This is a genomic window from Microbacterium sp. NPDC064978 (genome assembly GCF_044543605.1).
GTDB classification, from domain to species: Bacteria; Actinomycetota; Actinomycetes; order Actinomycetales; family Microbacteriaceae; genus Microbacterium; species Microbacterium meiriae.
Genome location: NZ_JBITWF010000005.1, coordinates 232,748 through 257,634, shown reverse-complemented (window position 1 = coordinate 257,634; position 24,887 = coordinate 232,748). Strand labels below are relative to the sequence as shown.

The 24,887-nt window shown below is 71.5% G+C and carries 23 protein-coding genes; 18 read left to right on the top strand and 5 right to left on the bottom strand.

Going from position 1 to position 24,887, the window contains the following annotated elements; genetic code table 11:
• Positions 1–18: 18 nt before the first annotated feature.
• The 9 genes from ACIGJI_RS16735 (at position 19) to ACIGJI_RS16695 (ending at position 9,760) form a co-directional block, all read left to right on the top strand.
• Positions 19–1,662 (top strand): amidohydrolase, encoded by a 1,644-nt coding sequence (locus ACIGJI_RS16735; protein ID WP_363447412.1) that lies wholly within the window; start codon positions 19–21, stop codon positions 1,660–1,662.
• 69 nt (positions 1,663–1,731) lie between these two features.
• Positions 1,732–3,195: a cytosine permease gene (locus tag ACIGJI_RS16730; protein ID WP_363447409.1), complete on the top strand. Its 1,464-nt coding sequence runs from the start codon at positions 1,732–1,734 to the stop codon at positions 3,193–3,195.
• 162 nt (positions 3,196–3,357) lie between these two features.
• On the top strand, positions 3,358–3,711 hold the full coding sequence (locus ACIGJI_RS16725; RefSeq protein ID WP_187661832.1) for a hypothetical protein: 354 nt from the start codon (positions 3,358–3,360) through the stop codon (positions 3,709–3,711).
• Positions 3,712–3,748: 37 nt separating this feature from the next.
• Positions 3,749–6,811, top strand: coding sequence for a hypothetical protein (locus ACIGJI_RS16720; RefSeq protein ID WP_363447406.1), 3,063 nt, complete (start codon positions 3,749–3,751; stop codon positions 6,809–6,811).
• On the top strand, positions 6,808–7,260 hold the full coding sequence (locus tag ACIGJI_RS16715) for a DUF6389 family protein (RefSeq protein WP_363447404.1): 453 nt from the start codon (positions 6,808–6,810) through the stop codon (positions 7,258–7,260). The genes ACIGJI_RS16720 and ACIGJI_RS16715 overlap by 4 nt, the downstream gene beginning before the upstream one ends.
• 59 nt (positions 7,261–7,319) lie before the next feature.
• Complete coding sequence (locus ACIGJI_RS16710; protein ID WP_363447401.1) at positions 7,320–8,225, top strand: LysR family transcriptional regulator; 906 nt, start codon at positions 7,320–7,322, stop codon at positions 8,223–8,225.
• Between the two features lie 108 nt (positions 8,226–8,333).
• Positions 8,334–9,119, top strand: coding sequence for an SDR family oxidoreductase (locus ACIGJI_RS16705; protein WP_363447399.1), 786 nt, complete (start codon positions 8,334–8,336; stop codon positions 9,117–9,119).
• A gap of 114 nt (positions 9,120–9,233) precedes the next feature.
• Positions 9,234–9,551, top strand: a complete 318-nt coding sequence (locus ACIGJI_RS16700) for a sugar ABC transporter ATPase (protein ID WP_187661827.1) — start codon at positions 9,234–9,236, stop codon at positions 9,549–9,551.
• Positions 9,551–9,760, top strand: coding sequence for a DUF2188 domain-containing protein (locus tag ACIGJI_RS16695; protein ID WP_268777342.1), 210 nt, complete (start codon positions 9,551–9,553; stop codon positions 9,758–9,760). Before ACIGJI_RS16700 ends, ACIGJI_RS16695 begins: the two co-directional genes overlap by 1 nt.
• A gap of 14 nt (positions 9,761–9,774) precedes the next feature.
• Here the strand turns inward: ACIGJI_RS16695 and helR are convergent, their stop codons facing one another.
• A complete protein-coding gene (helR, locus tag ACIGJI_RS16690; RefSeq protein WP_363447397.1) occupies positions 9,775–11,904 on the bottom strand; it encodes an RNA polymerase recycling motor ATPase HelR in 2,130 nt (709 codons plus the stop codon).
• A gap of 125 nt (positions 11,905–12,029) precedes the next feature.
• Between helR and ACIGJI_RS16685 the strand changes: the two genes are divergently transcribed.
• The gene (locus tag ACIGJI_RS16685; RefSeq protein ID WP_268777396.1) at positions 12,030–12,614 is read left to right on the top strand and encodes an NADPH-dependent FMN reductase; all 585 of its coding nucleotides are present in this window, start codon (positions 12,030–12,032) and stop codon (positions 12,612–12,614) included.
• A 15-nt stretch (positions 12,615–12,629) separates the two neighbouring features.
• Here the strand turns inward: ACIGJI_RS16685 and ACIGJI_RS16680 are convergent, their stop codons facing one another.
• Entirely contained in the window at positions 12,630–13,493 is an 864-nt protein-coding gene (locus tag ACIGJI_RS16680) for a DUF72 domain-containing protein (protein ID WP_363447395.1), read from the bottom strand.
• Positions 13,494–13,577: 84 nt separating this feature from the next.
• Between ACIGJI_RS16680 and ACIGJI_RS16675 the strand changes: the two genes are divergently transcribed.
• Together ACIGJI_RS16675 and ACIGJI_RS16670 are read left to right on the top strand one after the other, a co-directional pair.
• Positions 13,578–13,793 (top strand): hypothetical protein, encoded by a 216-nt coding sequence (locus ACIGJI_RS16675; protein WP_187661823.1) that lies wholly within the window; start codon positions 13,578–13,580, stop codon positions 13,791–13,793.
• Positions 13,794–14,180: 387 nt separating this feature from the next.
• The gene (locus ACIGJI_RS16670; RefSeq protein ID WP_363447392.1) at positions 14,181–14,561 is read left to right on the top strand and encodes a hypothetical protein; all 381 of its coding nucleotides are present in this window, start codon (positions 14,181–14,183) and stop codon (positions 14,559–14,561) included.
• A 33-nt stretch (positions 14,562–14,594) separates the two neighbouring features.
• Here ACIGJI_RS16670 and ACIGJI_RS16665 read toward each other — a convergent pair whose 3' ends face one another.
• Genes ACIGJI_RS16665 through ACIGJI_RS16655 form a run of 3 tightly spaced genes read right to left on the bottom strand, consistent with a single transcriptional unit; the run spans position 14,595 to position 20,367 of the window.
• The gene (locus ACIGJI_RS16665; protein ID WP_363447390.1) at positions 14,595–18,050 is read right to left on the bottom strand and encodes an error-prone DNA polymerase; all 3,456 of its coding nucleotides are present in this window, start codon (positions 18,048–18,050) and stop codon (positions 14,595–14,597) included.
• On the bottom strand, positions 18,050–19,585 hold the full coding sequence (locus tag ACIGJI_RS16660; RefSeq protein WP_363447388.1) for a DNA polymerase Y family protein: 1,536 nt from the start codon (positions 19,583–19,585) through the stop codon (positions 18,050–18,052). The genes ACIGJI_RS16665 and ACIGJI_RS16660 overlap by 1 nt, the downstream gene beginning before the upstream one ends.
• On the bottom strand, positions 19,582–20,367 hold the full coding sequence (locus ACIGJI_RS16655; protein ID WP_363447386.1) for a hypothetical protein: 786 nt from the start codon (positions 20,365–20,367) through the stop codon (positions 19,582–19,584). Before ACIGJI_RS16655 ends, ACIGJI_RS16660 begins: the two co-directional genes overlap by 4 nt.
• A 129-nt stretch (positions 20,368–20,496) precedes the next feature.
• On the opposite strand from ACIGJI_RS16655, the gene ACIGJI_RS16650 reads away from it, so the two are divergent.
• The 6 genes from ACIGJI_RS16650 (at position 20,497) to ACIGJI_RS16625 (ending at position 24,884) form a co-directional block, all read left to right on the top strand.
• The gene (locus ACIGJI_RS16650; protein ID WP_363447384.1) at positions 20,497–20,967 is read left to right on the top strand and encodes an A24 family peptidase; all 471 of its coding nucleotides are present in this window, start codon (positions 20,497–20,499) and stop codon (positions 20,965–20,967) included.
• A gap of 47 nt (positions 20,968–21,014) precedes the next feature.
• The gene (locus ACIGJI_RS16645; RefSeq protein ID WP_363447382.1) at positions 21,015–21,230 is read left to right on the top strand and encodes a response regulator; all 216 of its coding nucleotides are present in this window, start codon (positions 21,015–21,017) and stop codon (positions 21,228–21,230) included.
• Positions 21,223–21,834 (top strand): CYTH domain-containing protein, encoded by a 612-nt coding sequence (locus tag ACIGJI_RS16640; protein ID WP_363447380.1) that lies wholly within the window; start codon positions 21,223–21,225, stop codon positions 21,832–21,834. The genes ACIGJI_RS16645 and ACIGJI_RS16640 overlap by 8 nt, the downstream gene beginning before the upstream one ends.
• Positions 21,835–21,896: 62 nt before the next feature.
• Positions 21,897–23,054 carry a type III polyketide synthase gene (locus ACIGJI_RS16635; protein WP_363447378.1) on the top strand — a complete coding sequence of 386 codons (1,158 nt, stop codon included), beginning with the start codon at positions 21,897–21,899 and terminating at the stop codon, positions 23,052–23,054.
• On the top strand, positions 23,051–23,776 hold the full coding sequence (locus ACIGJI_RS16630) for a methyltransferase domain-containing protein (protein ID WP_363447376.1): 726 nt from the start codon (positions 23,051–23,053) through the stop codon (positions 23,774–23,776). Before ACIGJI_RS16635 ends, ACIGJI_RS16630 begins: the two co-directional genes overlap by 4 nt.
• Complete coding sequence (locus ACIGJI_RS16625) at positions 23,763–24,884, top strand: NAD(P)/FAD-dependent oxidoreductase (RefSeq protein WP_363447373.1); 1,122 nt, start codon at positions 23,763–23,765, stop codon at positions 24,882–24,884. Before ACIGJI_RS16630 ends, ACIGJI_RS16625 begins: the two co-directional genes overlap by 14 nt.
• Positions 24,885–24,887 lie beyond the last annotated feature (3 nt).

Here is a 24,887-nt window from a genome sequence, read left to right as displayed (position 1 = left end):
CCGATCGAAGGGACCACCATGACCGACACCGCCACCGTCTATCGCAACGCCATCGTCTTCGACGGGCTCGCCGATGCTCCGGTGCAGTCCGCGTTCGCCGTGCGCGGCGATCGCATCCTCGCTGTCGGCACGGAGGCGGAGGTCCACTCGGCGGCAGGTGCGGATGCCGCGGTCGTGGACCTCGACGGGGCGTTCGTGATGCCCGGTGTCATCGAGGCGCACGCGCACCTGGCGATGTTCGGCCACGCGCAGGGCAAGGTGCAACTCCGCGACTGCACCTCGGTGGCACAGATCCAGCAGCGGCTGCTCGAGGCACGGGCGATGAACCCGGACGCGACGATCATCGAGGGTGTCAGCTGGCTGTTCGACGCGCTGCCTGACGGCGTCACCCAGCCGACCGCGGCGATGATCGACGAAGTGATCGACGACATCCCGGTCTTCCTCGATGCGAACGACCTGCACAGCACCTGGGTGAACACAGCCGCGCTGCGCGCAGCAGGCATCGACCGCGATACCGTCGACCCGATCGGCGGCCAGGTCGTGCGGGACGAGGACGGAGAGGCGACCGGGTTCCTGCTCGAGACCGCGGCCATGGATCTGCTGGCGGAGTATCTCGACGGCATCCGGACCGAGGAGGAGGTCGACCGCCACCTCGACCTCGCCTTCAGCGCGTACCTGGCGGTCGGCGTGACCGGCGCCGCCGACATGGGGATGACAGAGCAGTCGATCGCGGCGCTGCGGCGTCGGCTCGACCGCGACGGTCGGCTGCCGTTCCCGGTCACCGCGCACTGGTGGCTGAGCTCCACCGGCGACCCGGCCTCCGATCTCGCGCAGGTCGAGCGTGCGGTGCAGCTGCGCGACGAACTCGCAGCCACGGGCACGCCGTGGCTGAAGGTCGTCGGGGTGAAGTTCATCCTCGACGGCGTGATCGACGCGTGCACCGCCGCGATGGTGCGTCCGTATGCCGACGGCTCGAACGCCGACCCGATCTGGAGCCGCGAGGCTGCGACGCCGGTCGCGATCGCCGCCGACCGCGCCGGCCTGCAGCTCGCGATGCACGCGATCGGAGACGCGGCGAGCGCACTGGCCGTCGACCTCGTCGAGGCCTGTGAGCGCGAGAACGGCACCGGCACCGGCCGCCGGCCGCGCATCGAGCATCTGGAGTCGGTCGCGCCCGAGACGGTCGCACGGATGCGCACGCACGGCATCGCCGCCTCCATGCAGCCGGTGCACTGCGACCCCGCCATCCTGGACAACTGGATGGCGATGCTCGGTGATCAGCGCGCTCAAGACGGCTTCCCGTGGAACTGGTTCCGGGACGTCGACGTTCCCGTCGCGCTGGGCACCGACGCCCCTACCGCACCCCACGAGGCGCTGCACAACCTGTTCATCGCGATGTCCGGGCGATCCTCGATCGACCGCACGCTGCCGCCGTACCACCCCGAGCGCGCGTTCACCGCCGCGCAGGCACTCGCGGCGGCGACGTCCGGCGCGGCCTACGTCGGCGCGATCGACGACGCCTACGGCCGGATCGCGCCCGGTTTCTTCGCGAACGTCGCCGTGCTGGACATCGACCCGCTGTCCGCGCCGACCGACGACCTGCTCACCGGCGCCGTGCTGCTCACCCTCGTGCACGGCGAGGTCGCCTGCCGGCGCCCATGAGCTTCCGCTCCTGAATCCCGAACGCCCCTTGCACTGACGCAGGTGGGTGCCCGTCCTGGAAGGACCGTCATGTCCGACACATCCGCCATCCCCGCTCCTGGTGCCGTCGCGCCCGGATCCGAGTCCGAGTTCATCGACTCCGCGAACACCCCCGAGACCCGAGGCATCGAACTCATCGACGATGCCCAACGGCACGGGAGAGCGCGCGATCTGTTCTTCGTCTGGAGCGCACCGGGCGTCAGCGTGCTGAACATCACGGTCGGCGCGTCGATGACGCTCGTGCTCGGCCTGGAGATCTGGCAGGCGCTGCTCGTGATTCTGGCGTCGAGCGTGCTCGCTCTGCTGCCGGGCATCGTCGCCATCTCCGGACCGGCAGCCGGCACGTCCGGCTCAGTGGTCCAGCGTGCGATCTACGGCATCCACGGCAACAAGATCGTCATCGCGTTCTACGGCTGGTTCATCTCGGGGGTCTTCCTCGCGCTGAACTGGGTGGCGGCGTCGTTCATCGGCGGCGAACTGCTCGTGCGGTGGGGCTTCCCCGATCCGATCGCGGCATCGATCCTGGTGGCGGTCGTGGTCTCGACGATCACCGTGATCGTCGCCGTGTACGGTCACGCCCTCATCCTGAAGGCCTATCTGGCGATCTCGATCGGGCTGTTCGTGATCTTCGCACTCGTCATCGGCTTCATCGCCCCCGCGCTGGATTGGGGGTTCGCGCAGCCCGAGCCGCTCAGCGGGCTGCCGTTGTGGGTGAGCGTCACGATCGCGTTCGCGCTGATGGCGTCGTCGCCGCTGTCGTTCAGCAACAGCGCCGACATGGCCCGTTATCTGCCACGCGACACCACAGCGTCCGGCATCATCGGCGCGACCGCGCTGGGACAGCTCTTCCCCGCGGTGCTCATCACCGCCTTCGGCGTCGTGCTGGGCGGTTCCATCGGGCCGGACAGTCTCGCGAACGGCATCGAGTACTCCCTGCTCGAGAAGCTGCCGGTCTGGCTCGCCCCGCTGTTCGTGCTCGGCGTCCTGGTGAACTGCATCTCGCTCAACGGCATGACGACCTACACGGCCAGCATGGCCCTGCAGTCGATCGGCGTGCCGATCCGCCGCATCCCCTCCGCGATCCTCATCGGTGCACTCGGCTGCGCGTTCACGATCGTGCTCGTCGTCGCATCCGACCTGATCAGCGCCGTCAACCTGATGCTGCAGTTCCTGCTGATCATCTCCGTGCCCACGATGGGCGTCTACGTCGCCGACATCGTCCTGCGCCGCAACCGCTACTCCGGGACCGACCTGTTCGACGAACGTTCCGGCGGCAGGTTCTGGTATACCCGCGGCTTCGGCATCCCGGGTCTCGTCTCCGTGGTCGCCGGTGGCTTCGCCACCGCGATGTTCCTGTCGACGACGGTGTGGACCGGCCCGCTCGGCGCGGGGCTGGGCGGGCTCGACCTCTCGGTGCCGATCGGACTCCTGGTCTCGATCGGCCTGTACGCCGTGCTCGCAGGACGGACGGTGCGCACGCAGATCGGCGGCTGAGACCGGGGGCCTCCGCGGGTGCTCTCTTCGGCCACCCGCGCCAGATCACGTTGTGCCATCAGCCCGACCGAGAAGGCCCGGAGACCCGCACGAGTCTCCGGGCCTCCTGCATCCCCGGTCAAGGGGGTACAGCACCGTCACTCCGCGTCCTAGCGTTCCCCCATGGCTATCGAACTGAACCGACCGGCACTGAAGCTCGCGCGTTCCCTCGTCCGCGATGGCAAAGTCGTGCGGGATGAACGCGACGACTGGTCCGAGGCAGCGCCCAGCGCAGAGGACGAGAACCGCTTCATCGACGAGCACGGGTGGACGGAGTTCTCCCACTGGCACCTCGGCATCGACAAGAGCGAGAACCCCGAGACGAAGAAGGCGTACAGCTTTCCCTTCGGCGACTTCCAGAAGGTCCGTCGCTCCGGCGTGATCTCGGGTGAGAGCCGCGCCGGGCAGTACGACCACACGGAGATCAGGGACGAGCTGCGGAAGCTCCTCGAGCTCATCGACTCCGAGGACGCCTGACGCCACGCGTCCGTATGCTCGTCCCAAGGCTGTTTCGATGACGACGGGGTGGGGCATGGTCGACGACACCGGCAGGGACGACGCGGACACGAGCGACGAGACGGAGGAGGACCTCCCGTACTACACACCGCCGTTCGGCAGGGAAGAGGTCCCCGGGTTCCTCGACCGGCTTGTCGCCCACCTGCTCGCGGGAGAGACGCGGGAGGCCTTCACGTTCGAGGGGGTGGAGGTCGAGGAGTCGCAGGGGGTCTGGCTGCTCCCGCTCGGCGGCTACGACCCCGACGCCGACGAGTCGCTGCAGCCGAACCCGCCCGCGGACCTCGTGGTCCCTGAGGGCGGATTCGCCGCCTACGCGGAGGAGTGGACGGAGGGCGTGCGCCGGACGCTGCACGAAGCGTGGGGCGCGCCGATGGTGCGCAAGCCGTCGCTCGTGGGGGAGAACCAGGATCCGGAGGGCATCCTCGACGTCGTCCTCGTCTCGGTCGGCATCCCGGAGGCGGAGATGTGGGACCGCGGCGATCTGTACTGCGTGCTGGTCACGAACTGGGACGCCGAACCGCGGCAGAGCATGCTGCGCCAGGCGATGGTCGTGCTGCCGCGGGAGTACGCCGTCGGCAGCCTCAGCGCGCTCCTGCCCGAGGAGGACATGCACAACGACCTCCTCATGAACGGCGAGCATCCGCTCGAGTTGCGGCGCCGCGCCTGGCTGCTGAGCACGCTATTCGGCGCCGGGGAGGTGCGGCTGCGCGATGTCGACGTCCCGGCGTCCCGCTTCAGCCTGCAGTCGCGCAGCGGGGTGACGACGGTCTGGACGTTCACGGACGACGGCCGCATCCTCGTCCTCATCCAGGACCCGACGTCGACGTTCGCGGACGAAGCACCGGCGCAGTTCCTCGCCGAGGTGGCGCAGCAGCACGGTGGCGAGGCGGCGGACGTCGTGGACTCCTCCGAACGGGAAGCGGATCTGGCGGAGGCGTGGCTGATCCTGGCCGCGCGCATGCTCGACAGGGTGCCGGACGACCTCCGTGCCCTCATCGCCGCCCGTGGCGAGGACGCCCGCGGCGCGGTCGCGGAGCACGACCTGGAGTTCCGCATGCTCGGCGACGAACCTGTGCCGGTCATCACCGGCGCGGTGTGGTTCGACGGAGCGCACTGGTGCGTCTCGCCCTCGCTCATGGAGATCGGCCGCCGCAACGACTTCGGCATGGACGACTTCGGTTTCGGCGCCGCGGTGCGGCAGCCGTACCGCCTCGGGGGCGCGCTCACCCTCGACGAGATGTCCCGGGAGGGCGACGAGCGGCGCGCCTGGTTCGAGCAGGTCTTCGCCGCGTGCCCGTACCCGGAGCAGGACCGCCCGTCCGACACGGACCGCCTCGGCTACGCGGTACCGACGAGCGGCGACCATCACGACCTCGTAGCGGACATCGAGCGCGTCACCAGAGCGTGGTGGGAGCGCTCGCCGGAGGACGCCGACTGGGCGGATCGGACGTTCGAGATCGGCGGACGCGGGCTCCGCGACGACCACGGTCGGGCGCTCCGCGTCGTGCTCGCCTCGGGGGAGCGCTGGACGGTCGATGCGCTCCAGGCCTGGGCAGACGACCTCATCCGCGTCATGGGTGAACGGTGGGGAGCAGCGGGGGAGATCCACGCCCGCAACGAGAAGACCGGAATCGATCGCCGTAGCCCGCTCACCCGCGTCATGCGCGCCACGGGCCTCCTCACCGCGCCGCTCTGGTGGGTGAACGGCCACGCGGTGGCTGTCGTCGCCGGGACACCCGACCCCTCGTACGGCGACGACCCCGAGGTCATCATCGTCATCGCGCGACCGGACGCCGTGCTCGACCTCGCGCGGGGGAGCAGTCCCTGGGAGCTCCGCATCCGCTCCCGGATCATCTCCGACGTCTCCGCCCTCGTGGGCGGCGCCCCCGCGTCCGAACCCGTGCCGTGGAACGGCCCGCCGCTCGCGGGCTCCTCCCTCGTCCCCGATGCGATGCGCGGCGGCTTCCGCACCGGCGACCACTTCTGGACGTGGCACTTCACGCACGACGGGCGCGGCCTCCTCCTGTCCCATCAAACGGGTCCCGACGCCGCGGCGCGACCCGAGCCCACCTTTGAGGAACAGGTCACCCTGTTCGGCGGGGTGCCCGATGACCTGCTGTCGCTCGTGGTGGGCCGAGACCCGGGAGGGTTCTTCCCGGTCGTGCATCGCGAGGCTTCGGCCCCAGGCCCCGCCGAGACCGGCGGCATCCTCCCCGGCGCGACGACCCTGCCCGCCGTGCACGCCGTGTTCTGGCGGGATGACGTCGACTGGCGCGCCTCGGAAGGGATGCTGCGACGGGTGCGCTCTGCCCTCGACCCGGACGACGTGGACACGACGAACCCCCTGGAGACCATCTACGCCGAAGCCCTGGGGGTGCCGCAGCTCCAGTGGGCGCTGCGGATGGGGGACCGCATGGGGCCGCCGACCCTGCTGGATGCGCCGTACGCGAGCTTCGTCTTCGATCGGGTGCCCGAGCGGGAGCAGATCGAGCAGGTCTACGCGGGCCTCGGGGTGTTCCCCGATCTCGCACTCACGGGCACGCTCAACGATCTCCTCGACGTCGTCGTCGATGCTCCGGGATACCGGTTCCTCCTCGATGCCGCGCTCAGCAACCCGCATGCCGACCGCCGCCGCGAACTCGCGCTCTGGCTCTTGGACCAGCGCCTCGACGCGTCCTCCTCCCTGTCGTTCCTGAGCCCGGTCAACGTCCTCTTCGCCAACCCCACGCTGGACGCGGAGGACGAGCCGGTACTGCGACGCCTCCTCGAGAAGGGGGCGATCCCGGGCCCGACACCCGTCGCGACGCTCCCGGAGGGTCATCCGTTCGTGCAGCTGCTGGATCGCGATATGGACGAGACCGCGCTGGCGCCGCTGGTGCGGACCCTCCTCGTGCACGGCGATGTCGATCCCGCGACGCCGGCTCTCCCCGACGGCCGCAGCTTGCTGGACTTCGCAGCCAGCCCCTTCTCGCACGGACGGTCCAGGGCCGCGCTCGCGTCGGCGATCCGCGAGATCGCCGTGGGCAGGAACCTCGACACCGAGACGGAGCCGGAGCGATGAGCGCTGAGCCCGGAGCGCGCGGGGATGATGCGGAATCCTACGCCCGTACCCTGCGCACCGTGCTCGACACGGAGAGCGAGCGCGTCGCCGCCGCCCTGGGGGACCTGCACCGCGCCGCCGTCGAGGCGGAGAACGGTGTGGAGGCGGTCCTCATCGACGTCTTCGTCGACCAGGACGGCGAGGGCCCGTTCGACGTCTGGGCGCGGTTCGAGGGGGCTGACGCCTTCGCGCTGGACCGACGTCTTGATGAGCAGCGCCATCTGTTCGGGGTCGAGTGGACCGCGGACGGCTGGGAGCCCGCGGTACCCTCGCGCCCGCGCCGGTGGACGCGGGATCGCCTGGAGGAAGCCGTCCTCGTCATCGTCGCCGAGTGGATCGAAGGCCTCCTCCCCGCGGACGCGAAGGAGGGCCTCTTCTGGGTCGGCGCGCCGGACCTCGGCTACGCCTGACCGCGCGCGGGTTGCCGCGAACGGCCCGACCGACCGTCGCGCGGTGATAACGTCGGGCTATGAGTGACCGCGTGAGCGTCGAAGCCCTCCGCTATGCCCAGGCCGTCTCCGAGACCCACTCCTTCGGCGCGGCCGCGCGTGCTTACGGCGTGACGCAGCCCGCTCTCTCGACGGGCATCTCCAAGCTGGAGGACCGTCTGGGAGAGCGCCTGTTCGAGCGCTCGCCCCGCGGAGTCGTCCCGACGGCGTTCGGTGCGCATCTGCTCCCGGTCATCGACCGCGCGCTCCTCGCCGTGGACCAGGTGGCCGCCGAGGCCGCGCGCTGGAACCGGTCGGCCGACGCACGGGTGCGGGTCGGCGTCTCCCCGCTCATGAACCCGGCCATCGTCGCTCGTGCCTACACGGCCGTGTGTGCACTTCCCGCTTCTCCGGCGCCGCGGCAGCTCGTCCTCCGCGAGGCGAACGTCGCGGACTTGCGGCGCGAGCTCTCCGCCGGGGAGCTCGACCTCATCCTCGTGCCGTCCGTCGCCCCCATGCCGCGGTTCCGGCACCGTATCGTCGATGCGGAGCCCGTGGTCGTCGTCGACCAGGAGCCGTCGCCGGACGGCCCCGTGGAGCTCAGCGACCTGACGGACGCACCCCTGATCCTGATGCCGGACACGTGCGGGCTGACGACCTTCACCACCGATCTCTTCGCTGCGAACGACGTTCCGCTGAGCGCCTACGACGGCGAGGCCGCGACCTACCGTGTGCTCGAGGAGTGGGCCAAGCTCGGCCTCGGCACGGCGGTGATCCCGCGATCGAAGCTCGCGTCCCCGGACGCGCCGCACCGCCCGCTTCGCGAACGCGGCATGGACGTGGAGATCTTCTACGAGGCCGTCTGGGATCCTTCCTCCCCGCTCGCCGACGACCTGGCGGAGCTCACCGCCGTGCTCTCGCTGGATCCCGCCGCCGTCCGGTCATAAGCATTCGTTATCACTCCATCATGCGCGCTCGTCTACTGCGGCGCGCTCTCGCTTCGTAGCGTGGAGACGAGACGGCACCCGCCGTCCATGACGGAGAGGAGCCGCACAATGGCCGAGCTCGACAGGGAATTCACCGGACGCACCGCGATCGTGATCGGGGGCACGAGCGGGATGGGTCTCGCCATCGCCGAGCGGATCGGACGGGAGGGCGCGACCGTCGTCCTCGTCGGCCGGCGCGGGGAGAAGCTGGGGGCGGCGCGGGCGTCTCTCGTCAGCCACGGCATCGACGCCATCACTGTGCAGGCGGACCTGACGGACCCCGCGAGTGTGGCGGCGCTCCGCGCCCGCCTCGCCGCGAAGCACGCCGGCGCCGACCTCCTCGTCAACGCGGCAGGCGTCTTCGCGCCGAAGCCGTTCCTCGAGCACACCGAAGCCGACTACGACGCGTATCTGGACCTCAACCGGGCGACCTTCTTCGTCACCCAGACGGTGGTCTCCGGCATGGTCGCGCAGGGCCGCGGCGGAGCCGTCGTCACCCTCGGTTCCATGTGGGCGCACCAGGCCATCTCCGCGACCCCCTCGTCGGCGTACTCGATGGCCAAGGCCGGCCTGCACTCGCTCACGCAGCACCTGGGGATGGAGCTGGCGTCGCACGGCATCCGCGTGAACGCGATCGCCCCGGCGGTCGTGCGCACCCCCATCTACGAAGGCTTCATCCCGAAGGACGAGGTCGACGAGGTGGTGTCGAGCTTCGACGCCTTCCACCCGCTGGGCCGCGTGGGGACCCCGGAGGACATCGCCGAGGTCGCCGCGTTCCTGCTGTCAGACCGGGCCGGCTGGGTGACCGGAGCGGTCTGGGACGCGGACGGCGGCGTGATGGCCGGGCGCAACTGAACCCGCCTCTCCCGACGCTCCGGGAACCTAGCTGCTCGGCGAGGTCTCCTCAAGCCCCTCGATGACAGCGGCTCCGGCGGGAAGACTGGGGCCAGCCCGATCGAAGGAGGAGACATGGAATCGACACCCGACGACGTCGGCGGTCAGCCGCTGCGCGACGGCGACGCGACCACCGAGGCCGACCCGAGCAACGATCCCGCTCAGGCGGAATGGGAGCGCACGGAAGCCCTCGACGAGGGTGCGACGCCGGAGGAGTTGGACGCGACCACCGCGACGGGCCGTGATCCGGACGAGATCCCGGACCCCGACGACCAGGTGCCGGCGGCGGACCTGCCGGGTTCCGCGCCGCAGCCGGAGAGCCAAGGGGAGGATCCGGTCCTCGCCGATCTCGGCGAAGAAGGCCAGGGCGACCTGGGACCGGGGGACGTCTGATGGCCATCACGTCGATCGTCACCCGCTCGAAGAACGGCCAGTGGGTCAACGAGGTAGAGGGCGCGCCGGAGCTCTCCCGCAGCTACACCAGCCGCGATGAGGCGATCGAGGAGGGTGAAGCGCTCGCCTCCGAGCACGGCGCCCGCCATGAGGTCGAGGAGAGCGAGCCGACCGGCACGATCACCGACGGCGGCGACCCGGACGTCTGAGACCGGACGGTCCCTCAGCGGAGGATGACGAGTTCGCGCGTCGTGCGGGTCATCGCCACATAGCGGTCGACCGCCCCCGTGCGCCCGGAGCCGAAGGCCTCCGGGCGCACGAGGACCACGAGGTCGAACTCCAGCCCTTTCGCTTCCTCCGGCGTCAGCGCGCGCACCCGGGGCCGCGGCACGGCACTCTCGTCGCCGATGACGGCGGCGACGCCCTCGGGGTTCGCCGCTGCCCACGTGTCCAGCACCGCGTCGCGCTCGGCCACCGCGCCGTAGCGGACCGGGATGCCGCTTTCCCGCACGGAGGTCGGGACGTTCGCGTCGGGCAGAGCCTCGCGGATCGTCGGTGCGGCCAGCGCCATGACCTCGGCCGGAGTGCGGTAGTTCACCCGGAGCGAGGAAACCCGCACATTCCGCAGGCCGAGACGTTCGAGGCGGGCGGACCACGACTCGGTGAACTCCCTCCGCGCCTGGGCCCTGTCGCCCACGACGGTGAAGCTGCGGGAGGGGCACCGTGCGATCAGCATGCGCCACTGCGCATCGGTCAGCTCCTGGGCCTCGTCGACGACGATGTGACCGAAGGGGCCGGCGAGTTCGTCCGGCGGGAGCGGGGGAGGCACGTCCGCTCCTGCGAGAACGTTGCGCGCATCCTGACCTCGCAGGATCGACATCACCTTCATCTCGCTGTCGTCGCTCGCGACGAGGTGCTCGACCACCGCCGACATCTGCTCCTGCGCCGCGGCCGCCGCGCCCTGCCGGCGGTGCTGCTCGCGGACGACCTCGGGATCGCCGATCCGGCGGTGCGCGGCGTCGAGGAGGGGAAGGTCGGGATCCGTCCAGGGCGCCCCCTCGGCACGGTGCAGCAGGGCGAGCTCCTCGGGCGCGAGGTCGGGGGCGCACTGCGCGAGCAGCGTCGGGGACGCCCAGAGCGCGGCGACCACCGCTTCCGGCGCCAGCAGCGGCCACGCCCGTACGAAGGTCCCGGTGAGCTCGTCGTCCTGCCGCAGCCACCGGCGGATCGAGGACTCCGGGACATTCTCGTCGCGCACCTGGTCGACGAGCAGTTCCAGCAGCTCCTCCCAGACCTCGTCGCGGGCCTCGTTGTGCGGGGAGGCGGGATCGGCCGCGGCGAACAGCTCGCCCCAGTCGTCTCGGCTGATCCACAGATCGGCCCACGGCGTCTCGATGCGGAGCGCGTGCCTCGGCGGCCGGGTCAGGAGGGCGACCGCCGCCTCGATCACCTGGTCCGGGTCGAGGCCCTGCTTCAGCTCGGCCACGCGGGGGTCCGGCTCTGCGACCGCGCCCGCGCCCTCGGGTGTGAGATCGCGCAGGGTGCACAACCGCACCGTGTCCTCGCCGAGACTCGGCAGCACGTCCTCCACATAGCCGAGGTACTGCGGGTTCGGACCCACGAGGAGCATGCCGCCGGCGCCGTTCGTCAGCCGCGGCTCGGCGTACAGGAGGTGCGCCGCCCGGTGCAGCGCGACCACCGTCTTCCCGGTGCCGGGCCCGCCGTCCACCACGAGAGCGCCGGGGGAGGGGGCACGAACGATGGCGTCCTGATCCGCCTGGATCGTCGCCAGCACGTCCCGCATCCGCCCGGTGCGGTGCGCCTCCAGGCTCGCGAGGAACGCGGACTGATCGTCGAGGGATGCCGCACCGTCGAGACCCTCCGGCGACAGGGCCTCGTCCCAGTAGTCCGTGATCCGGCCTGCGTTCCATCGGTACCGTCGCCGGGAGATGAGTCCCCGGGGGTCCTCCCAGGTCGCCGCGAAGTACGGTTCGGCTGCCGGAGCCCGCCAGTCGACCAGCAGACGGGTGCCGTCCGCGTCGGACACCCCGGCGCGCCCGATGTACACGGGCGGGCCCTCCGCAGGGGTCATCCGCCCGAGGCACATGTCGATGTCGAAGCGCTCCCGCAGGCGCAGGGTCGCACTGAGCCGTCGAATCTCGAGGTCGCGGTCGACCGCCGTCACACCCGCGTCCGCGGCCTGCCGACGGACGAGGGCGAGACGAGCGGTCAGGGCGTCCCGCTCCCGGGACAGCGCGGCGCCGAGACGCCGGAGGTGGGCACGATCGACGGCGATGAGGGCATCCGCGGATTTCGCCGCGTGGTCGTCGGGCAGGGTGAAGGGGTCGAGCACCGGAGGTCTCCTTCGCGAGAGCGGGCGGGGGCACACGAGCCGTCGATTCTGCCTCGTGGTGGGGGCCTTGTGGCAAGCCCCCACCCCGGCGATATCCTGGAAGTGCAGGGAGACGAGGGGACCTCATCATGACCCATCGAATCGGCTACCTCATCGGCAGCCTCGCATCGGACTCGATCAACCGCGTCCTCGCCACGGCGCTCGTGCGGCTCGCCCCGCCCGACCTGGAGCTCGTGGAGATCCCCATCCGGGACCTCCCGCTCTACAACCGCGACGACGAGCTCGAACCCGTCGCCGCGGTCACCGCGTTCAAGAGTGCCGTCGAGGGGGCGGACGGTCTGCTGCTCGTGTCGCCGGAGTACAACCGCTCCATCCCCGGTGCGCTGAAGAACGCCATCGACTGGGGTTCGCGGCCGTGGGGGCACAACTCCTTCGCGCGGAAGCCCACCGGCATCATCGGCGCCTCGACCGGGGCGATCGGCACCGCTGTCATGCAGTCGTCGATGCGGAGCGTGCTGAGCTTCCTCAACGCGCCGCAGCTGAACGCCCCGGAGGCGTACATCACGTTCCGGCCCGAGGTGTTCGGTGCCGACGGCACGGTGCACGACGCCGACACCGAGAAGTTCCTCGCGCACTACATGGAGGAGTACGCGGCGTTCGTCGAGCGGGTCCTGTCGCTCACCGCGCCGGGTCACGTCGGCGATCGGTAGGCCGTGCTCGTCGCGTCAGGAGGGCAGGTCCGCGACGAGGGTGCTCAAGGCCATGGCGTCATGGGGCGCGTGCCCGCGGGCGTCGTTGTCGAAGTACACGTAGACGTCGCGCGGCTTCCCGTCGTCGGCTCCTGAGCCGTCCGCCCATCCGCGGATGAGGGCCGCCCACTCCCGTAGCTCCGCGTCCGTGTACCCGCTGTGATAGAGCATCTGCGCACCGTGGAGTCGGACGTAGACGAGGTCCGCGGTGAGGGCGTCGAAGCGAGGCCATTTCCCGGCGGTGTCGGCGACGACGAGGGAGGTGCCGTGCTCCTGCAGAAGACGCAGGCTCGACGGATCGGCGAACGAGTCGGAACGCGGTTCGAGGGCGTACCGGAGTGGGCGGTCGGCATCGATCTCCAGCCACGCCCGGTCCTGCAGCCGCTCGTCATGACGTCGAGCGAGCGCGAGGGCCTCCGCCGTCGTCCGGGGAAGGGTGTCGAGGAACGACTCCAGGAGCTCGGCGTCGAAGCGCTGACGCTCGGGGAGCTGCCAGAGGATCGGTCCGAGGCGGGGACCGAGGGCGAGGACCCCTGACGCGAAGAAGTTCGCCAGCGCCTGCTCGACGTTCCGCAGCCGGAGCATGTGACTGACGTAGCGCGAGCCCTTGACCGCGAACACGAAGTCCTCGGGAACGCTCGCCGCCCACCGCCGGTAGCTGTCCGGCCGCTGCAGGGAGTAGAACGAGCCGTTGAGCTCGACCGTGGGGAACAGCGATCCGATGTGTTCGAGCTCTCGTCGCTGCGGCAGGCCGCGCGGGTAGAAGTCGCCGCGCCACCGGGCGTACCGCCATCCGGAGACGCCGATGCGGACCCGGCCTCCACCGCCCTTCCGCGTCATCGCCGCCTCCGTCGGGTCAAGCCCCTTGCCGCTGTCATCCGGCGTCGGCAAGCTGGAGACATCCACACCGAAGGAGGAGAAGCCATGTCCCTGAATGACCATCCGATCGACGATGTGAAGCCCGAAGCCGACCTGCAGGAGCAGGAGCGCCTCGCCGCGGAGACTCCCGAGGACCCGGAAGCGCCGACCCCCTCGGCACCGGAGCCGCACCCCATCGAGGCGGATCCCGCGGATGCCGCGGAGCAGCGGATCGAGGTGCCCCTGGACGAGGACGGCCTCGACGAACCCGCCGACGACTGACCGCCTCCGGCGGTGTGCGCGCCGGTCTGGCGTCGGAGACTGCGGAGAGGCGTCATGGTGCATGACGGTAGTCCGACGGGCGCGCGCGTTCGCCGGGGTTGACGCTCGGCGTGACGGCGGCTAGCCGCGGGGTATGCCCTCTCGACGGGACCGCCCCAACTCGGTGCTGCCGAGAGGGCTCACCGTCCTACCCGGACGGTTGGGGAGGCGGCGAAGTCTCGCTGTCTCTACGGCTGATCCCCCAGAGATCCAGCCGGTAGCCCCCGCTACGAGAGCAGGATATCCCTTAATCTCCTTGTCCGCCATTTGGGGGACAAAGATTTCTTCGAAAATCCTGCGCGGCTCCGATCCCTGTCGCCGATGCGAGCCGTTCCGTAGGGTGGGGGCATGGACAGGATGCTCGTCTTCGCCGGTCAGGTCGCGCTCCCGGTCGGGCACCGGGTCGAGGTCTCCGAACTCGTCGACCCGCAGACGGAGGAGCCGGTCGTCCTCTCGCTGCTCGACCTCGATACCGGTATCCGCTACCGTCGCGCCGAGGAGCCGCGGGCCGAGGTGACGCACTGGATCGGTCGCGTCCTCGACTGCACGGTGACGGTGGGCGTCGCTCCGCGGACGTCGCTGCTCCTCGACCCCATCGGGCCCTCGGCCAGCGGCGCGGGCATCGCTCTGCGGGGCGCGGACGCGGCGGTCAACGCGGCCAAGGCCGAGGCTGATCGCTGGGGTGGATCGGATCGGCCCCCGCCGGAGGAGCCCGAACGCTTCTGGTGACCGCCGGAAGCCGGGGCCCCTCGCGCACCGGGGTCATCGGAAGTCCCGCGAGCGGTGCATGACCCCCGTGCGGAGGTCTTCGAAGGCGTCGGCGAGCACATTGACGACCCCCTCCGGTGAGCGCTCGAGGATGCCGCGGATGATGAGCGCGGGGGACTCTCGGGCGATGCGACCGAACCGTCCCCAGACCCCCGTCGAGCAGATCACGTTCACCAACCCGCTCTCGTCCTCGAGGTTGACGAACGTGACGCCGGCGGCGGTGGCGGGTCGCTGTCGATGGGTGACGAGACCGGCCACCTCGACGCGTCGTCCGGTCTCGTGGCGCTGCAGGTCCGCGGCGGTCAGGACGCCGCGAGCCCGGAGGTCGCCGCGGAAGTGCGTCATCGGGTGGTCGTCGGTCGAGATGCCCGTGGCCCAGAGATCGGCCGAGAGGCGCTCGTAGCTGGTCTGGTCGGCGAACAGCGGCGGCTGCACCGCCACCGTGGTCCCCGGGAGGAACCGGGCGCGGTCTTCCGCGGCGGCCCCGGCGAGCCAGATGGCCTCCCGGCGCTCCAGCCCGAGGCATGCGAAGGCTCCGGCGGTGGCGAGGGCCTCCACCTGCGCGGCCGTGGCATCGGTGCGACGCACGAGGTCGTGCAGATCGCGATAGGGACCGTGAGCCTCCCGTTCGGCGACGATGCGCTCCGCCATCGGCACCCCGATCCCGCGGATGCCGCTGAGGCCCAGACGCACCGCGAACCGTCCGTCCCTGCGGTGCGTCGCGGACTCGTCCGGTGCGTTCCTGTCGAACCGGTGCACGGGCGGCTGCGGGTCGGCCAGGCAGTCGGCCCTCCCGGTCGTGCCCGCCGCGTCCGGGGTGAGGGGTTCGAGGGTCTCGGTGGCGCCGGAGAGATGCAGATCCGGGCGGCGGACCTCCACGCCGTGCCGACGGGCATCCGCCGTGAGGGTCGCAGGGGAGTAGAAGCCCATCGGCTGCGAGCGCAGCAGACCCGCGAGGAAGGCTGCCGGGTAGTGCAGCTTCAACCACGAGCTCGCGTAGACGAGCAGCGCGAAGGACAGCGAATGGGACTCGGCGAACCCGAAGTTCGAGAACGCCTGGATCTGCGCATAGATCCGGTCGGCGGCCTCGTCGACGAGCCCGCGGCGGGCCATCCCCGCATACAGCTTGTCTCTGACCTTCTCGATCTTCTCCAGACCTCGCTTCGACCCCATCGCGCGGCGCAGCAGGTCGGCCTCATCGGCGGTGCAGTCGCCGACGGCCGTGGCCATCTGGATGAGCTGCTCCTGGAAGATGGGGATGCCCAGAGTCCGCGCGAGGATGTCCTCGAGGTCGCTGTGCGGGTACGGGATGGGGAAGTCCTCCGGGGGCTCGCCCCTGGCCTCCCGCTCCCGGTTCGCCTCGTCCACCCTGTCCTTCGCCATCTTGCGCCGGACGAACGGGTGCACGGCGCCGCCCTGGATGGGCCCGGGACGGATGAGGGCGATCTGGATGGCGAGGTCGTAGAAGCGTCGCGGCTGCAGCCGGGGGAGCAGCCCGATCTGCGCGCGGGACTCCACCTGGAAGACGCCGATCGAATCGGCCCGGCAGAGCATGTCGTAGACGCCGGCCTCCTCCTTCGGCAGGGTCTCCAGCGTCCACTCCTCGCCCGTCGCCTCCCGGACCAGGTCGAAGCAGTGCTGCAGTGCCGCGAGCATGCCCAGGCCGAGGAGATCGAACTTCACCAGCCCCATGAAGGCGGCGTCGTCCTTGTCCCACTGGATGACAGTGCGGTCCTCCATGCGGGCGTGCTCGACCGGCACCACCTCACCGACCGGCCGGGCGGTGAGCACCATGCCGCCCGAGTGGATCCCCAGGTGCCGCGGAGCCTTCAGCAGCTCGGCCGCGTAGTCGAGCACGGTGTCGGGGATGTCGTGCCCCTCGACGGGTTCGAGTCCCGACCCCCAGCCGTCCACCTGCCGCGACCAGGAGTCCTGCTGCCCCGGCGAGTGCCCCAGGGCTCTGGCCATGTCGCGGACCGCGTTCTTCGGCCGGTACTGGATGACGTTCGCCACCTGAGCCGCCCGCTCCCTGCCGTACTCCCGATAGACCCACTGGATGATCTCCTCCCGCCGCCGCGAGTCGAAGTCCACGTCGATATCCGGCTCCTCCGTGCGGGTGGTGGCGAGGAAGCGCTCGAAGGGGAGGCGGTAGAGGATCGGGTCGACCGCGGTGATGCCCAGCAGATAGCAGACCGCGCTCGCCGCAGCGGAACCCCGGCCCTGGCAGAGGATGCCGCGTCGCCGTGCTTCCGCCACGATGCCGTGCACGATGAGGAAGTACCCGGGGAAGTCCTTCTCCTCGATCACGTCGAGTTCACGGGCGATGCGCCGACGGCCGTCTTCGTCCAGCCGCGGATACTTCGACGGGACCGCCTCCCAGACCAGGTGCCGCAGCCAGCTCATCGGGGTGTGCCCCGACGGCACGTCCTGGCGGGGGAGGGCGGGACGCGCCATCCGGAGCGGGAAGGCCGAGGCCGCGGCCAGCTCCAGACCGTGCGAGATCGCGCCGGGGTACCGTCGGAAGCGGGCGGTCATCTCCGCCCCGCTGCGCAGGTGCGCGCCGCCATGGGCCGGCAGCCAGCCGTCGAGCTCGTCCATGCTCCGGACTGCGCGGACCGCGGCCACCGCTTCGGCGAGAGGGGCTTGGTCCGGGCGGGCGTAGTGCACGTTGTTGGTCGCCACGACGGGCAGCCGCATCCGACGGGCGAGCTCGGCGAGGGTGTCGTTGCGCCGGGTGTCCAGCGGATCGCCGTGGTCGAAGAGCTCGACGGCGATGTTGTCGCGCCCGAAGAGGTCGACGAGGTGACGCAGCGGCGCAGCGGCGTCTCCGGCCTCCAGCCCCTGCCGTACCGCCCCCTTGCGGCAGCCGGTGAGGATCGTCCAGTGCCCGTCGGCGGTCGCTGCCAGCTCGTCGAGGTCGTAGACCGGGCGCCCCTTCTCCCCGCCGCGCAGCTGGGCCGCGGTGATCGCCCCCGACAGACGGTGGTATCCCTCGAGGCCCCGGGCGAGCACGAGCAGATGCGTGCCCGGGGGATCGGCGGCCCCCTGCGGAGCGGAAGGGAGGTCGAGGGAGAGTTCGGCGCCGTAGACGGTCTGCAGGCGCAGCTCCATGAGCTCCGCCAGCTCGGCGAAGCGGGCGGCACCGTAGAACCCGTCGTGGTCGGTGAGGGCGAGCGCGCTCAGGCCGAGACGTTCGGCCTCCGCGAGCAGGTCGTCGGGGGAGGACGCCCCGTCGAGGAACGAGTAGGACGAGTGCGCGTGCAGCTCGGCATAGGGCACCGCCTCCTCTGGCCGCTCCGGGAGGGCCGGGGGGACGAGCTTCCGCGGGCGACTCACCGGCCCGGGATCCGGTCGGAGTCCCGGGGGTGTGGGGGCCGCTTCGGGGATGGGCTCCCCGCTGAGAGTGCGTTCGAGCTGATCCCAGGTCAACGGCGGATTGTGCCAGCCCATCAGCGGTACCTCCCCTCGGCCCACCAGCGCTCGCCGGCCAGGAAGACCAGCCAGGCGCGGTCGCGGTCGTCGACGATCTGGAGCCGGTGTCCTCGTTTGCCGCCGCCCGTGCTCCAGCGCCGTTCGTGCACGGGCCACGGGCCGGCCCAGGCCTGCACGGTCGCCCCGTCGATGCGGGCGGGATCGTGCGTGAGGGCGCCGCGGTCATCGACGTCGATCGTGCTCCCGTCCGCCGCGACGACGCCGATGGGACGCGGGGGCCGGAACACCTCGGAGGGGAGGGGATCCGGGAGGCTCCCCGGCCAGGGGGACCGCGGATCACGCGGAGGCACCGGACGCTCGCCCCATGGCGTGAGCACCTGGCGGTCGGCGAGCCAGCGCCCTCCGGAGAGGGCGGCGGTGACCACGCCCTGATGCCCCAGCATGGTCTGCACCCGCGAGACCGCGTGGTGCAGCCGCTCATCGGTACCCGAGCCGAAGAGCCCCGGTTGGTGGTGGGCGGCGTCGTCCACGGCGACGGGGAGGAGACGGGCGGCCACGATGCCCCCGAACGCCCTCGCCTCATCGACGGGTTCGCGGGCGGTCAGGGCGGCCAGCGCCTCCAGCTGCCAGCGCACGCGGTCCACGAGGTCGGCGGCGTCGAAGCTCGTCGGATGCAGCCAGGTGCGGGAGTGGACGACGCCGTCGTCGTCGGTCAGGTCGATCCGCACCTCGGTGCACACGAGGGATGCATCCGCCAGGGCGAGCATCACGGCATCGGCGGTCTGCCGCACGGCGAAGGCCACCTGGTCGGTGCCGCCGAGAGGGGACTCGAACTCGATGGTCCTGGCCAGTTCGGGATCCGGCGGCCGAGGGGCCAGCGGGCGGGAATCGGCGCCGGCGGCGAGGGCCTGCAGGCGGGTGCCGTGCTCGCCGAAGCGGTCGCGGACGTCGAGAGGGGCGAGCGCGGTGAACTCGCCGAGGGTCCGCACGCCGAGGCGGAGGAGGAGATCGCTGATCTGCTCGTCGCGGAGTACCTGCACGGGATAGGGGGCCAGGAACTCGCGGGATCCGCCGGGCGGGACGACGGTGCAGGCGGCGGCGCCGCGGGCCGCGATCTCGGCGGTGAAGGGGCCGTCGGCGACGCCGACACGCACCTCGGGGAAGCCGGCCGCAGCGAGGACCGCGGACAGCGCCGCCGCAGCTTCGGCCTCTCCGCCGTGATAACGGGCGATGCCGCGGGCGCGCAGGATCGCGAGGCCGGGGCGCAGGAGCGTGACGCCGGGGGCGTGCTTCTCGATGAGCTGCAGCACCGGGACGAAGGCGCGCTCGTCCTTCTCTGCGTCGTGGGGGAGGACCTGCAGCGAGGAGAGCAGGCCCTGGGCGACGCGGCGGCGCTGCCCGATGCGGACGCCGTGCGCCCGCGCCGAGGCGGTGCAGGCGACGACCGTGTTCGCCTGCACCAGGGCCGTCGGCGGATGCGGCCCTCCGCCCAGCACCGCCCGCAGTGGCCAGTCGGGGAACCAGAGCACGAGGACGCGGAGAGGAGCGTTCATCCCGCCTCCGCCCAGAAGAGGAGGTCGGAGGACGCGGACGCAGCGCTGTCCGTCGGGGAGGGGGCGAGCGGCGGCAGGGCGGTCAGCTCCGCGGCCGCGGTCTCCACGGCTCCGTGTCCGCCGGGAAGTCGCACGCGCACGCTCGAGGCGCGGGGGCTGTGCCTGGTCCGCGCGGTGACCGTCACCGTGCAGTCCGAGAGCAGCCCCCACCCCTCGCCGAGCCCGTGCCAATCAGGATCGTGCAGTCGGATGGTCCCCTCGCTCTGCGCCCAGCGGCCAGCGCTCGGTTCCTCCGCCACGAGCAGTGTGGCCCCGCGGTCGCGCAGGCGGGCACTCAACCGGGAGACATCGGCGTCCCGTGCCCTCGTCGTCGGCTGCACGACGATCAGGGGCACCACCTCGGCCAATGCGGACGCCGCCGCGAGCCAGCGGTCTCCCGGGTCGGGGACGAGGATCAGCCGGCTCAGATCGATGCCGTAGGTGGCGGCGGCCTCGACCCCGAGGGTGGGCATGCCGATCACCGCGCACCAGTGGCCCCGACCGGAGGAGGCGCTGAGCAGCGCGAGCACGAGGGCGGGCGAGGGGGAGACGGTGTACGAGGTGCCCGTCTGCAGCCCTTCCTCCGGCAGCAGCGCCGCGAAGGCGGGATCGAGGGGGAGGAGCGTGTGCTCGCTGCGCCGTCGCTGCATCCGGCTGATCTCGCGGCGCAGTCGCAGCACCTCTCCGGCGCGGGTGTCGCTGGTCGGAGAGAGCGCGGTCATCGCATCGAGCCCGATCCCCATGTATCCATCCTCGAAGATATGTACGAATAAAGCAAGTGATGAGACTGACGCTAGTTCGTACATCCGACATCGCCGCCTGGTTGTCCACAGGGCGCTCCGCGCCGTCCCGGATCTCCCTACCCTGCCGGGATGGACATCCGTCTCGCCCTCCTCGGTCTCGTGCACGGCGCCCTCCTCGGGATCGGCATCCTGCTCGCCGTGATCGACGTCCGCACGCACCGACTGCCGAACCGCATCGTGCTGCCCACCCTGGCCCTGCTGGTCGTGGCGGTCTCCGTCGACGCCGTCGTCACCGCAGACGCGGCGCCGCTCGGCCGCGGCCTGCTCGGCTCCCTCGTGCTCGGTGGCTTCTACGCCGTGCTGCGGATGATCAGCCACGCGGGCATGGGAGGAGGGGACGTGAAGCTCGCCCTGGTGATCGGACTCCTCCTGGCGTGGCACGGCTGGGGCGCGTTCCTCCTGGGCGCGTCGTCCGCCTTCGTGCTCGGGGCGGTCTTCGCGCTCGTGCTCCTCGCCGCGGGACGGGCCGACCGGAGGACGCGCATCGCCTTCGGGCCGTGGATGATCGCGGGGGCCGTCCTCGGTGTCTTCGGCGGCTGACCGTGCAGGTCGCACCGAATGGGGGAGGGCGGCGCTACCCTGGGCACATGGCACTCGCACGACTTCACGGCGGCCCGCTGGACGGGCAGATCATCCCCCTCGACGACGACGCGGACGACAAGCTGATCGTCCCCTACAGCGAGACGCAGGTGGTCTACAACCGCCGCGGCGAGCCGCAGAACACGGGCGAGGGCGATGGCCCCACCGGGGTCGACTACTGGTTCGAGGAAGCCCTCGAGGACCTCACGCTCGAGGATGACTGAGCCCTCTCGCACCGTCGAGGTCGAGCGCAAGTACGACGTCGACGAGGGGACTCCGCTGCCGGACTGGGCGGCGATCCCCGGCGTCGATGCCGTCTCGCCTGCCGAGCACCGTGCCCTCGACGCCCGCTATCTGGACACCGCAGACGGCGCGCTGGCCCGTGCCGGTGTCGCCCTGCGTCGTCGCTCCGGCGGACCGGACGAGGGGTGGCACATCAAGGGTCCGCGGGAGGGCGACGGCCGGGTCGAGCACGGCTGGCCCCTCGGCGATGAGGAGATCCCGACGGCGGTGTGCGAGGCGATCGCCGCCTGGACGACCGCGCCGTTGGAGCCTCTCGCCCGCATCGAGAACGATCGGACGGCGCACCTCCTCACCGGACAGGACGGCGTCGTGGCGGAGTTCGTCGACGACCACGTCCAGGCGACCGACCTGCGCACCGGGGCGCGACGTGCGTGGCGGGAGTGGGAGGTCGAACTCGGGCCCGCAGGCCCCTCTGACGACGCCGGCCGCTCGGCGTTCTTCGCGGCGATCGAAAGCGCCGTGCGCGCGGTCGGCGGCCGAGAGGCGAGCTCCGACTCGAAGCTCGCCCGCGCCCTCGGCTTCTAGGCCGCGGACTCTCCGGATGCAACCCCTTTCCGCGTCCGGCTCCGGGGTGGTTGAGTGACGACATGAGTCGACCGCCCGTGCTCCGATCGCTGCAGACGATCGTCCCCGAGACCGTCCTCGTGCAGGAGCAGGTACGCGACGTCTTCGCCGCCCAGCCCGACCTGGGACGGCTGGCGCAGCGCATCGTGGCGACGTCGTTCAACGTCTCCGGCATCGACACGCGGCACACCGTCATCGCGGAGCTGGCCGATGACGCCGACCAGGATGAGCCCTTGTTCTACGATCGCGCCTCCGGACGGCTGCTGGCGCCGGGAACGAAGGCGCGCAACGACGTCTACACGCGTGAGGCCTCCCGTCTCTTCGTCGAGGTCGCGCGCCGCGCCCTCGAGGCGGACCCCGACCTGGACCCGGCGGACGTGACGCACGTCATCACGGTCTCCTGCACCGGCTTCCATGCCCCGGGCCCCGAGTACGAGATCGTGCGCGGGCTCGGCCTGTCCGATGCCGTCCAGCGCTATCACCTCGGCTTCATGGGGTGCTACGCCTCGATGCCGGCCCTCCGCGCGGCCGCACAGTTCTGCGCGGCCGATGAGAACGCGGTCGTCCTCGTCGTCAGCGTCGAGCTGTGCACGCTGCATCTGCGCTCTTCCGAGGATCCGGACACCATCGTGGCCTCCTCCCTGTTCGCGGACGGGGCTGCCGCCGGGATCGTGACGGCACGGGACCTGCCCACTGCCGTCCCCGCGCTCCGGCTGGACGGCTTCCACACGGCGATCGTGCCGGAGGGCGTGGACGACATGGCCTGGACGATCGGCGACTCGGGCTTCGAGATGATCCTCTCGACCGCCGTCCCACAGATCATCGGGGAGTCGATCATCGGGGCGCTCACGCCGCTCTACGGTCGTGAGGACGACCTGGCGGAGGCCTTCACCGCCGGGCGGGTGGGCGAGCGGGTGCGCCACTGGGCGATCCACCCCGGCGGGCGCAGCATCCTCGACCGGGTGCAGGAGCGGATGGCCCTGAGCGACGTGCAATTGCGACCCGCGCGCGAGACGCTCCGGGAGTACGGGAACATGTCGAGTGCGACCGTGCTGTTCGTGCTGAAGCGCATCCTCGAGCAGCAGGGCGCGGATCCCGGTGACCGCGTGGCGGCGATGGCCTTCGGCCCGGGGCTCACCGCCGAGAGCGCGCTGCTGACCGTGGTCGCGCCCGCACCGTGAGCCTGGACCTGTCGGCGCGTGCCGTCGACCTCGTCGAGCTCATGGACGACCCCGACGCGGATGAGGAGGCGCTCGGTCGCACGTACCGGCGCTTCAGCGCCGTCAACGCGGTCGTCTCGCGCCCCGGACGGCTGTATCGGCGGGAGATCCGTCCCCGGGCGGCGGCCGGGCGTGTGCTGCGCATCCTCGACATCGGCGCCGGTGGTGGCGACCTGTGCCGCGATCTGGTCCGGAGACTGCGTCGCGACGGCCTCCGCGCCGATGTCACCGCCCTGGACGCCGACGAGCGTGCGATCCGCTGGGCCTCGGCACACGACGACGGTGCAGGGATCCGCTATCGCCACGCGTTCTCCGGGGACCTCGTGGCGGCGGGCGACACCTATGACGTCGTGCTCTCCAACCACGTCCTCCATCACCTCGACGCCGCAGCGCTGCACGCGGTGCTCGACGACTCCCGCGCCCTGGTCGGTGATCGCGGACTCGTCTCCCACCACGACATCGCCCGCAGCCGCCTCGCCTACGGGGCGTTCGCCGTGGGCACCCGGCCGTTCGCGGGAAACCTTCTCGCGGGCTCCTTCATCCGAGTCGACGGCCTCCTGAGCATCCGCCGCTCCTATACCCCGCGGGAGCTCGCGGCCGTTGCGCCGCCGGGCTGGGAGGTCCGGTCGCACCTGCCCGCTCGGCTCGAACTGCGCTGGGAGGGTGGCGATGGTCGACCATGATGTCCTCGTGGTCGGCGGTGGTCCGGTAGGGCTGCTCCTCGCCTGCCTCGTGGGGCAGGACGGTCGCCGGGTGCGGGTGTGCGAGCGTCGCCCCGAGCCGGGCACGCAGACGCGGGCGATCGGGATCCACCGTCCGGGGCTCGATGCCCTCGACGCCGCGGGAGTGGGTACTGGCGTGCGCTCCGAGGCGCTCCGCCTCTCCGGCGGCGAGGTCCGCAGCCGCGGCCGGCGACTCGCCGCCCTGACCTTCACCACCGAGCGTCCGATCCTGACGCTCGCGCAGCCCCGCACCGAGGAGCTGCTGCGAGACCGTCTCCGGACGCTGCAACCGGATGCGCTGCAGTCCGGCTCCGTCGTCCGCTCGGTCCGCGACGAGGGGCCGTTCGTGCGGGTCGGGATCGACGGCGAGCACGGACGTCGGGAGGAGACGGCGTCGATCGTCGTCGTCGCGGACGGCGTCCGGAGTCCCCTGCGGGAGGCGTTCGGTGCGGGGTGGCTGGCGCGCACCGGAACCGCAGGCTACGCGATGCTCGACGTCGACGATCCGCCGGCCGACGATCGCGCCGTGCTGTACTTCGAGCCGGACGGCCTCGTCGAGTCCTTCCCGTTGCCGGGCGGCCGGCGCCGCTGGGTGGTGCGCGAAGACCGTGGTCGGACGGTGTCCACAGCCGCCGAGCTGGCGGACATCGTCGGTCACCGGACCGGGGAGAGGCTCGAGGTCGACCCCACCGCGCCTGTCTCCTCGTTCCGCGCGGCCCAGCACGCGGCTCGACGGCTGCACCGCAGACGGATCGTGCTGCTCGGCGACGCCGCGCACGAGGTGAGCCCGATCGGCGGCCAGGGCATGAACCTCGGCTGGGCGGATGCGCTCCGGCTGGTCGCGGCGCTGCGCCGGACCGACCGCGGCGCCGCCCCCGTCCTCGACGGCTTCGCCCGGGAGGTCCAGCGGGCGGCGCGGAAGGCGCATCATCGCTCCGCGTTCTTCATGGCGATGGGGGCTCCGGCGGTCGCCCCGGTCGTCGCCGTGCGGGAGGGGCTGGTGCGTACGCTCGGTTCCTCCGCGCTGCGCCCGTGGACGACCGGTCTCATCACGATGCGCGGCCTCTGACGC

Excerpts from the sequence above, each read along its gene's own strand:
- ACIGJI_RS16710 (WP_363447401.1), top strand. The coding sequence starts at position 7,320 with ATGAGTGACCGCGTGAGCGTCGAAGCCCTCCGCTATGCCCAGGCCGTC.
- ACIGJI_RS16655 (WP_363447386.1), bottom strand. The coding sequence starts at position 20,367 with ATGGGGATCGGGCTCGATGCGATGACCGCGCTCTCTCCGACCAGCGAC.
- ACIGJI_RS16730 (WP_363447409.1), top strand. The coding sequence starts at position 1,732 with ATGTCCGACACATCCGCCATCCCCGCTCCTGGTGCCGTCGCGCCCGGA.
- ACIGJI_RS16625 (WP_363447373.1), top strand. The coding sequence starts at position 23,763 with ATGGTCGACCATGATGTCCTCGTGGTCGGCGGTGGTCCGGTAGGGCTG.
- ACIGJI_RS16660 (WP_363447388.1), bottom strand. The coding sequence starts at position 19,585 with ATGAACGCTCCTCTCCGCGTCCTCGTGCTCTGGTTCCCCGACTGGCCA.
- ACIGJI_RS16720 (WP_363447406.1), top strand. The coding sequence starts at position 3,749 with ATGACGACGGGGTGGGGCATGGTCGACGACACCGGCAGGGACGACGCG.
- ACIGJI_RS16695 (WP_268777342.1), top strand. The coding sequence starts at position 9,551 with ATGGCCATCACGTCGATCGTCACCCGCTCGAAGAACGGCCAGTGGGTC.
- ACIGJI_RS16700 (WP_187661827.1), top strand. The coding sequence starts at position 9,234 with ATGGAATCGACACCCGACGACGTCGGCGGTCAGCCGCTGCGCGACGGC.
- ACIGJI_RS16645 (WP_363447382.1), top strand. The coding sequence starts at position 21,015 with ATGGCACTCGCACGACTTCACGGCGGCCCGCTGGACGGGCAGATCATC.
- ACIGJI_RS16735 (WP_363447412.1), top strand. The coding sequence starts at position 19 with ATGACCGACACCGCCACCGTCTATCGCAACGCCATCGTCTTCGACGGG.
- ACIGJI_RS16670 (WP_363447392.1), top strand. The coding sequence starts at position 14,181 with ATGGACAGGATGCTCGTCTTCGCCGGTCAGGTCGCGCTCCCGGTCGGG.
- ACIGJI_RS16635 (WP_363447378.1), top strand. The coding sequence starts at position 21,897 with ATGAGTCGACCGCCCGTGCTCCGATCGCTGCAGACGATCGTCCCCGAG.
- ACIGJI_RS16650 (WP_363447384.1), top strand. The coding sequence starts at position 20,497 with ATGGACATCCGTCTCGCCCTCCTCGGTCTCGTGCACGGCGCCCTCCTC.
- ACIGJI_RS16725 (WP_187661832.1), top strand. The coding sequence starts at position 3,358 with ATGGCTATCGAACTGAACCGACCGGCACTGAAGCTCGCGCGTTCCCTC.
- ACIGJI_RS16675 (WP_187661823.1), top strand. The coding sequence starts at position 13,578 with ATGTCCCTGAATGACCATCCGATCGACGATGTGAAGCCCGAAGCCGAC.
- ACIGJI_RS16665 (WP_363447390.1), bottom strand. The coding sequence starts at position 18,050 with ATGGGCTGGCACAATCCGCCGTTGACCTGGGATCAGCTCGAACGCACT.
- ACIGJI_RS16640 (WP_363447380.1), top strand. The coding sequence starts at position 21,223 with ATGACTGAGCCCTCTCGCACCGTCGAGGTCGAGCGCAAGTACGACGTC.
- ACIGJI_RS16680 (WP_363447395.1), bottom strand. The coding sequence starts at position 13,493 with ATGACGCGGAAGGGCGGTGGAGGCCGGGTCCGCATCGGCGTCTCCGGA.
- ACIGJI_RS16715 (WP_363447404.1), top strand. The coding sequence starts at position 6,808 with ATGAGCGCTGAGCCCGGAGCGCGCGGGGATGATGCGGAATCCTACGCC.
- ACIGJI_RS16705 (WP_363447399.1), top strand. The coding sequence starts at position 8,334 with ATGGCCGAGCTCGACAGGGAATTCACCGGACGCACCGCGATCGTGATC.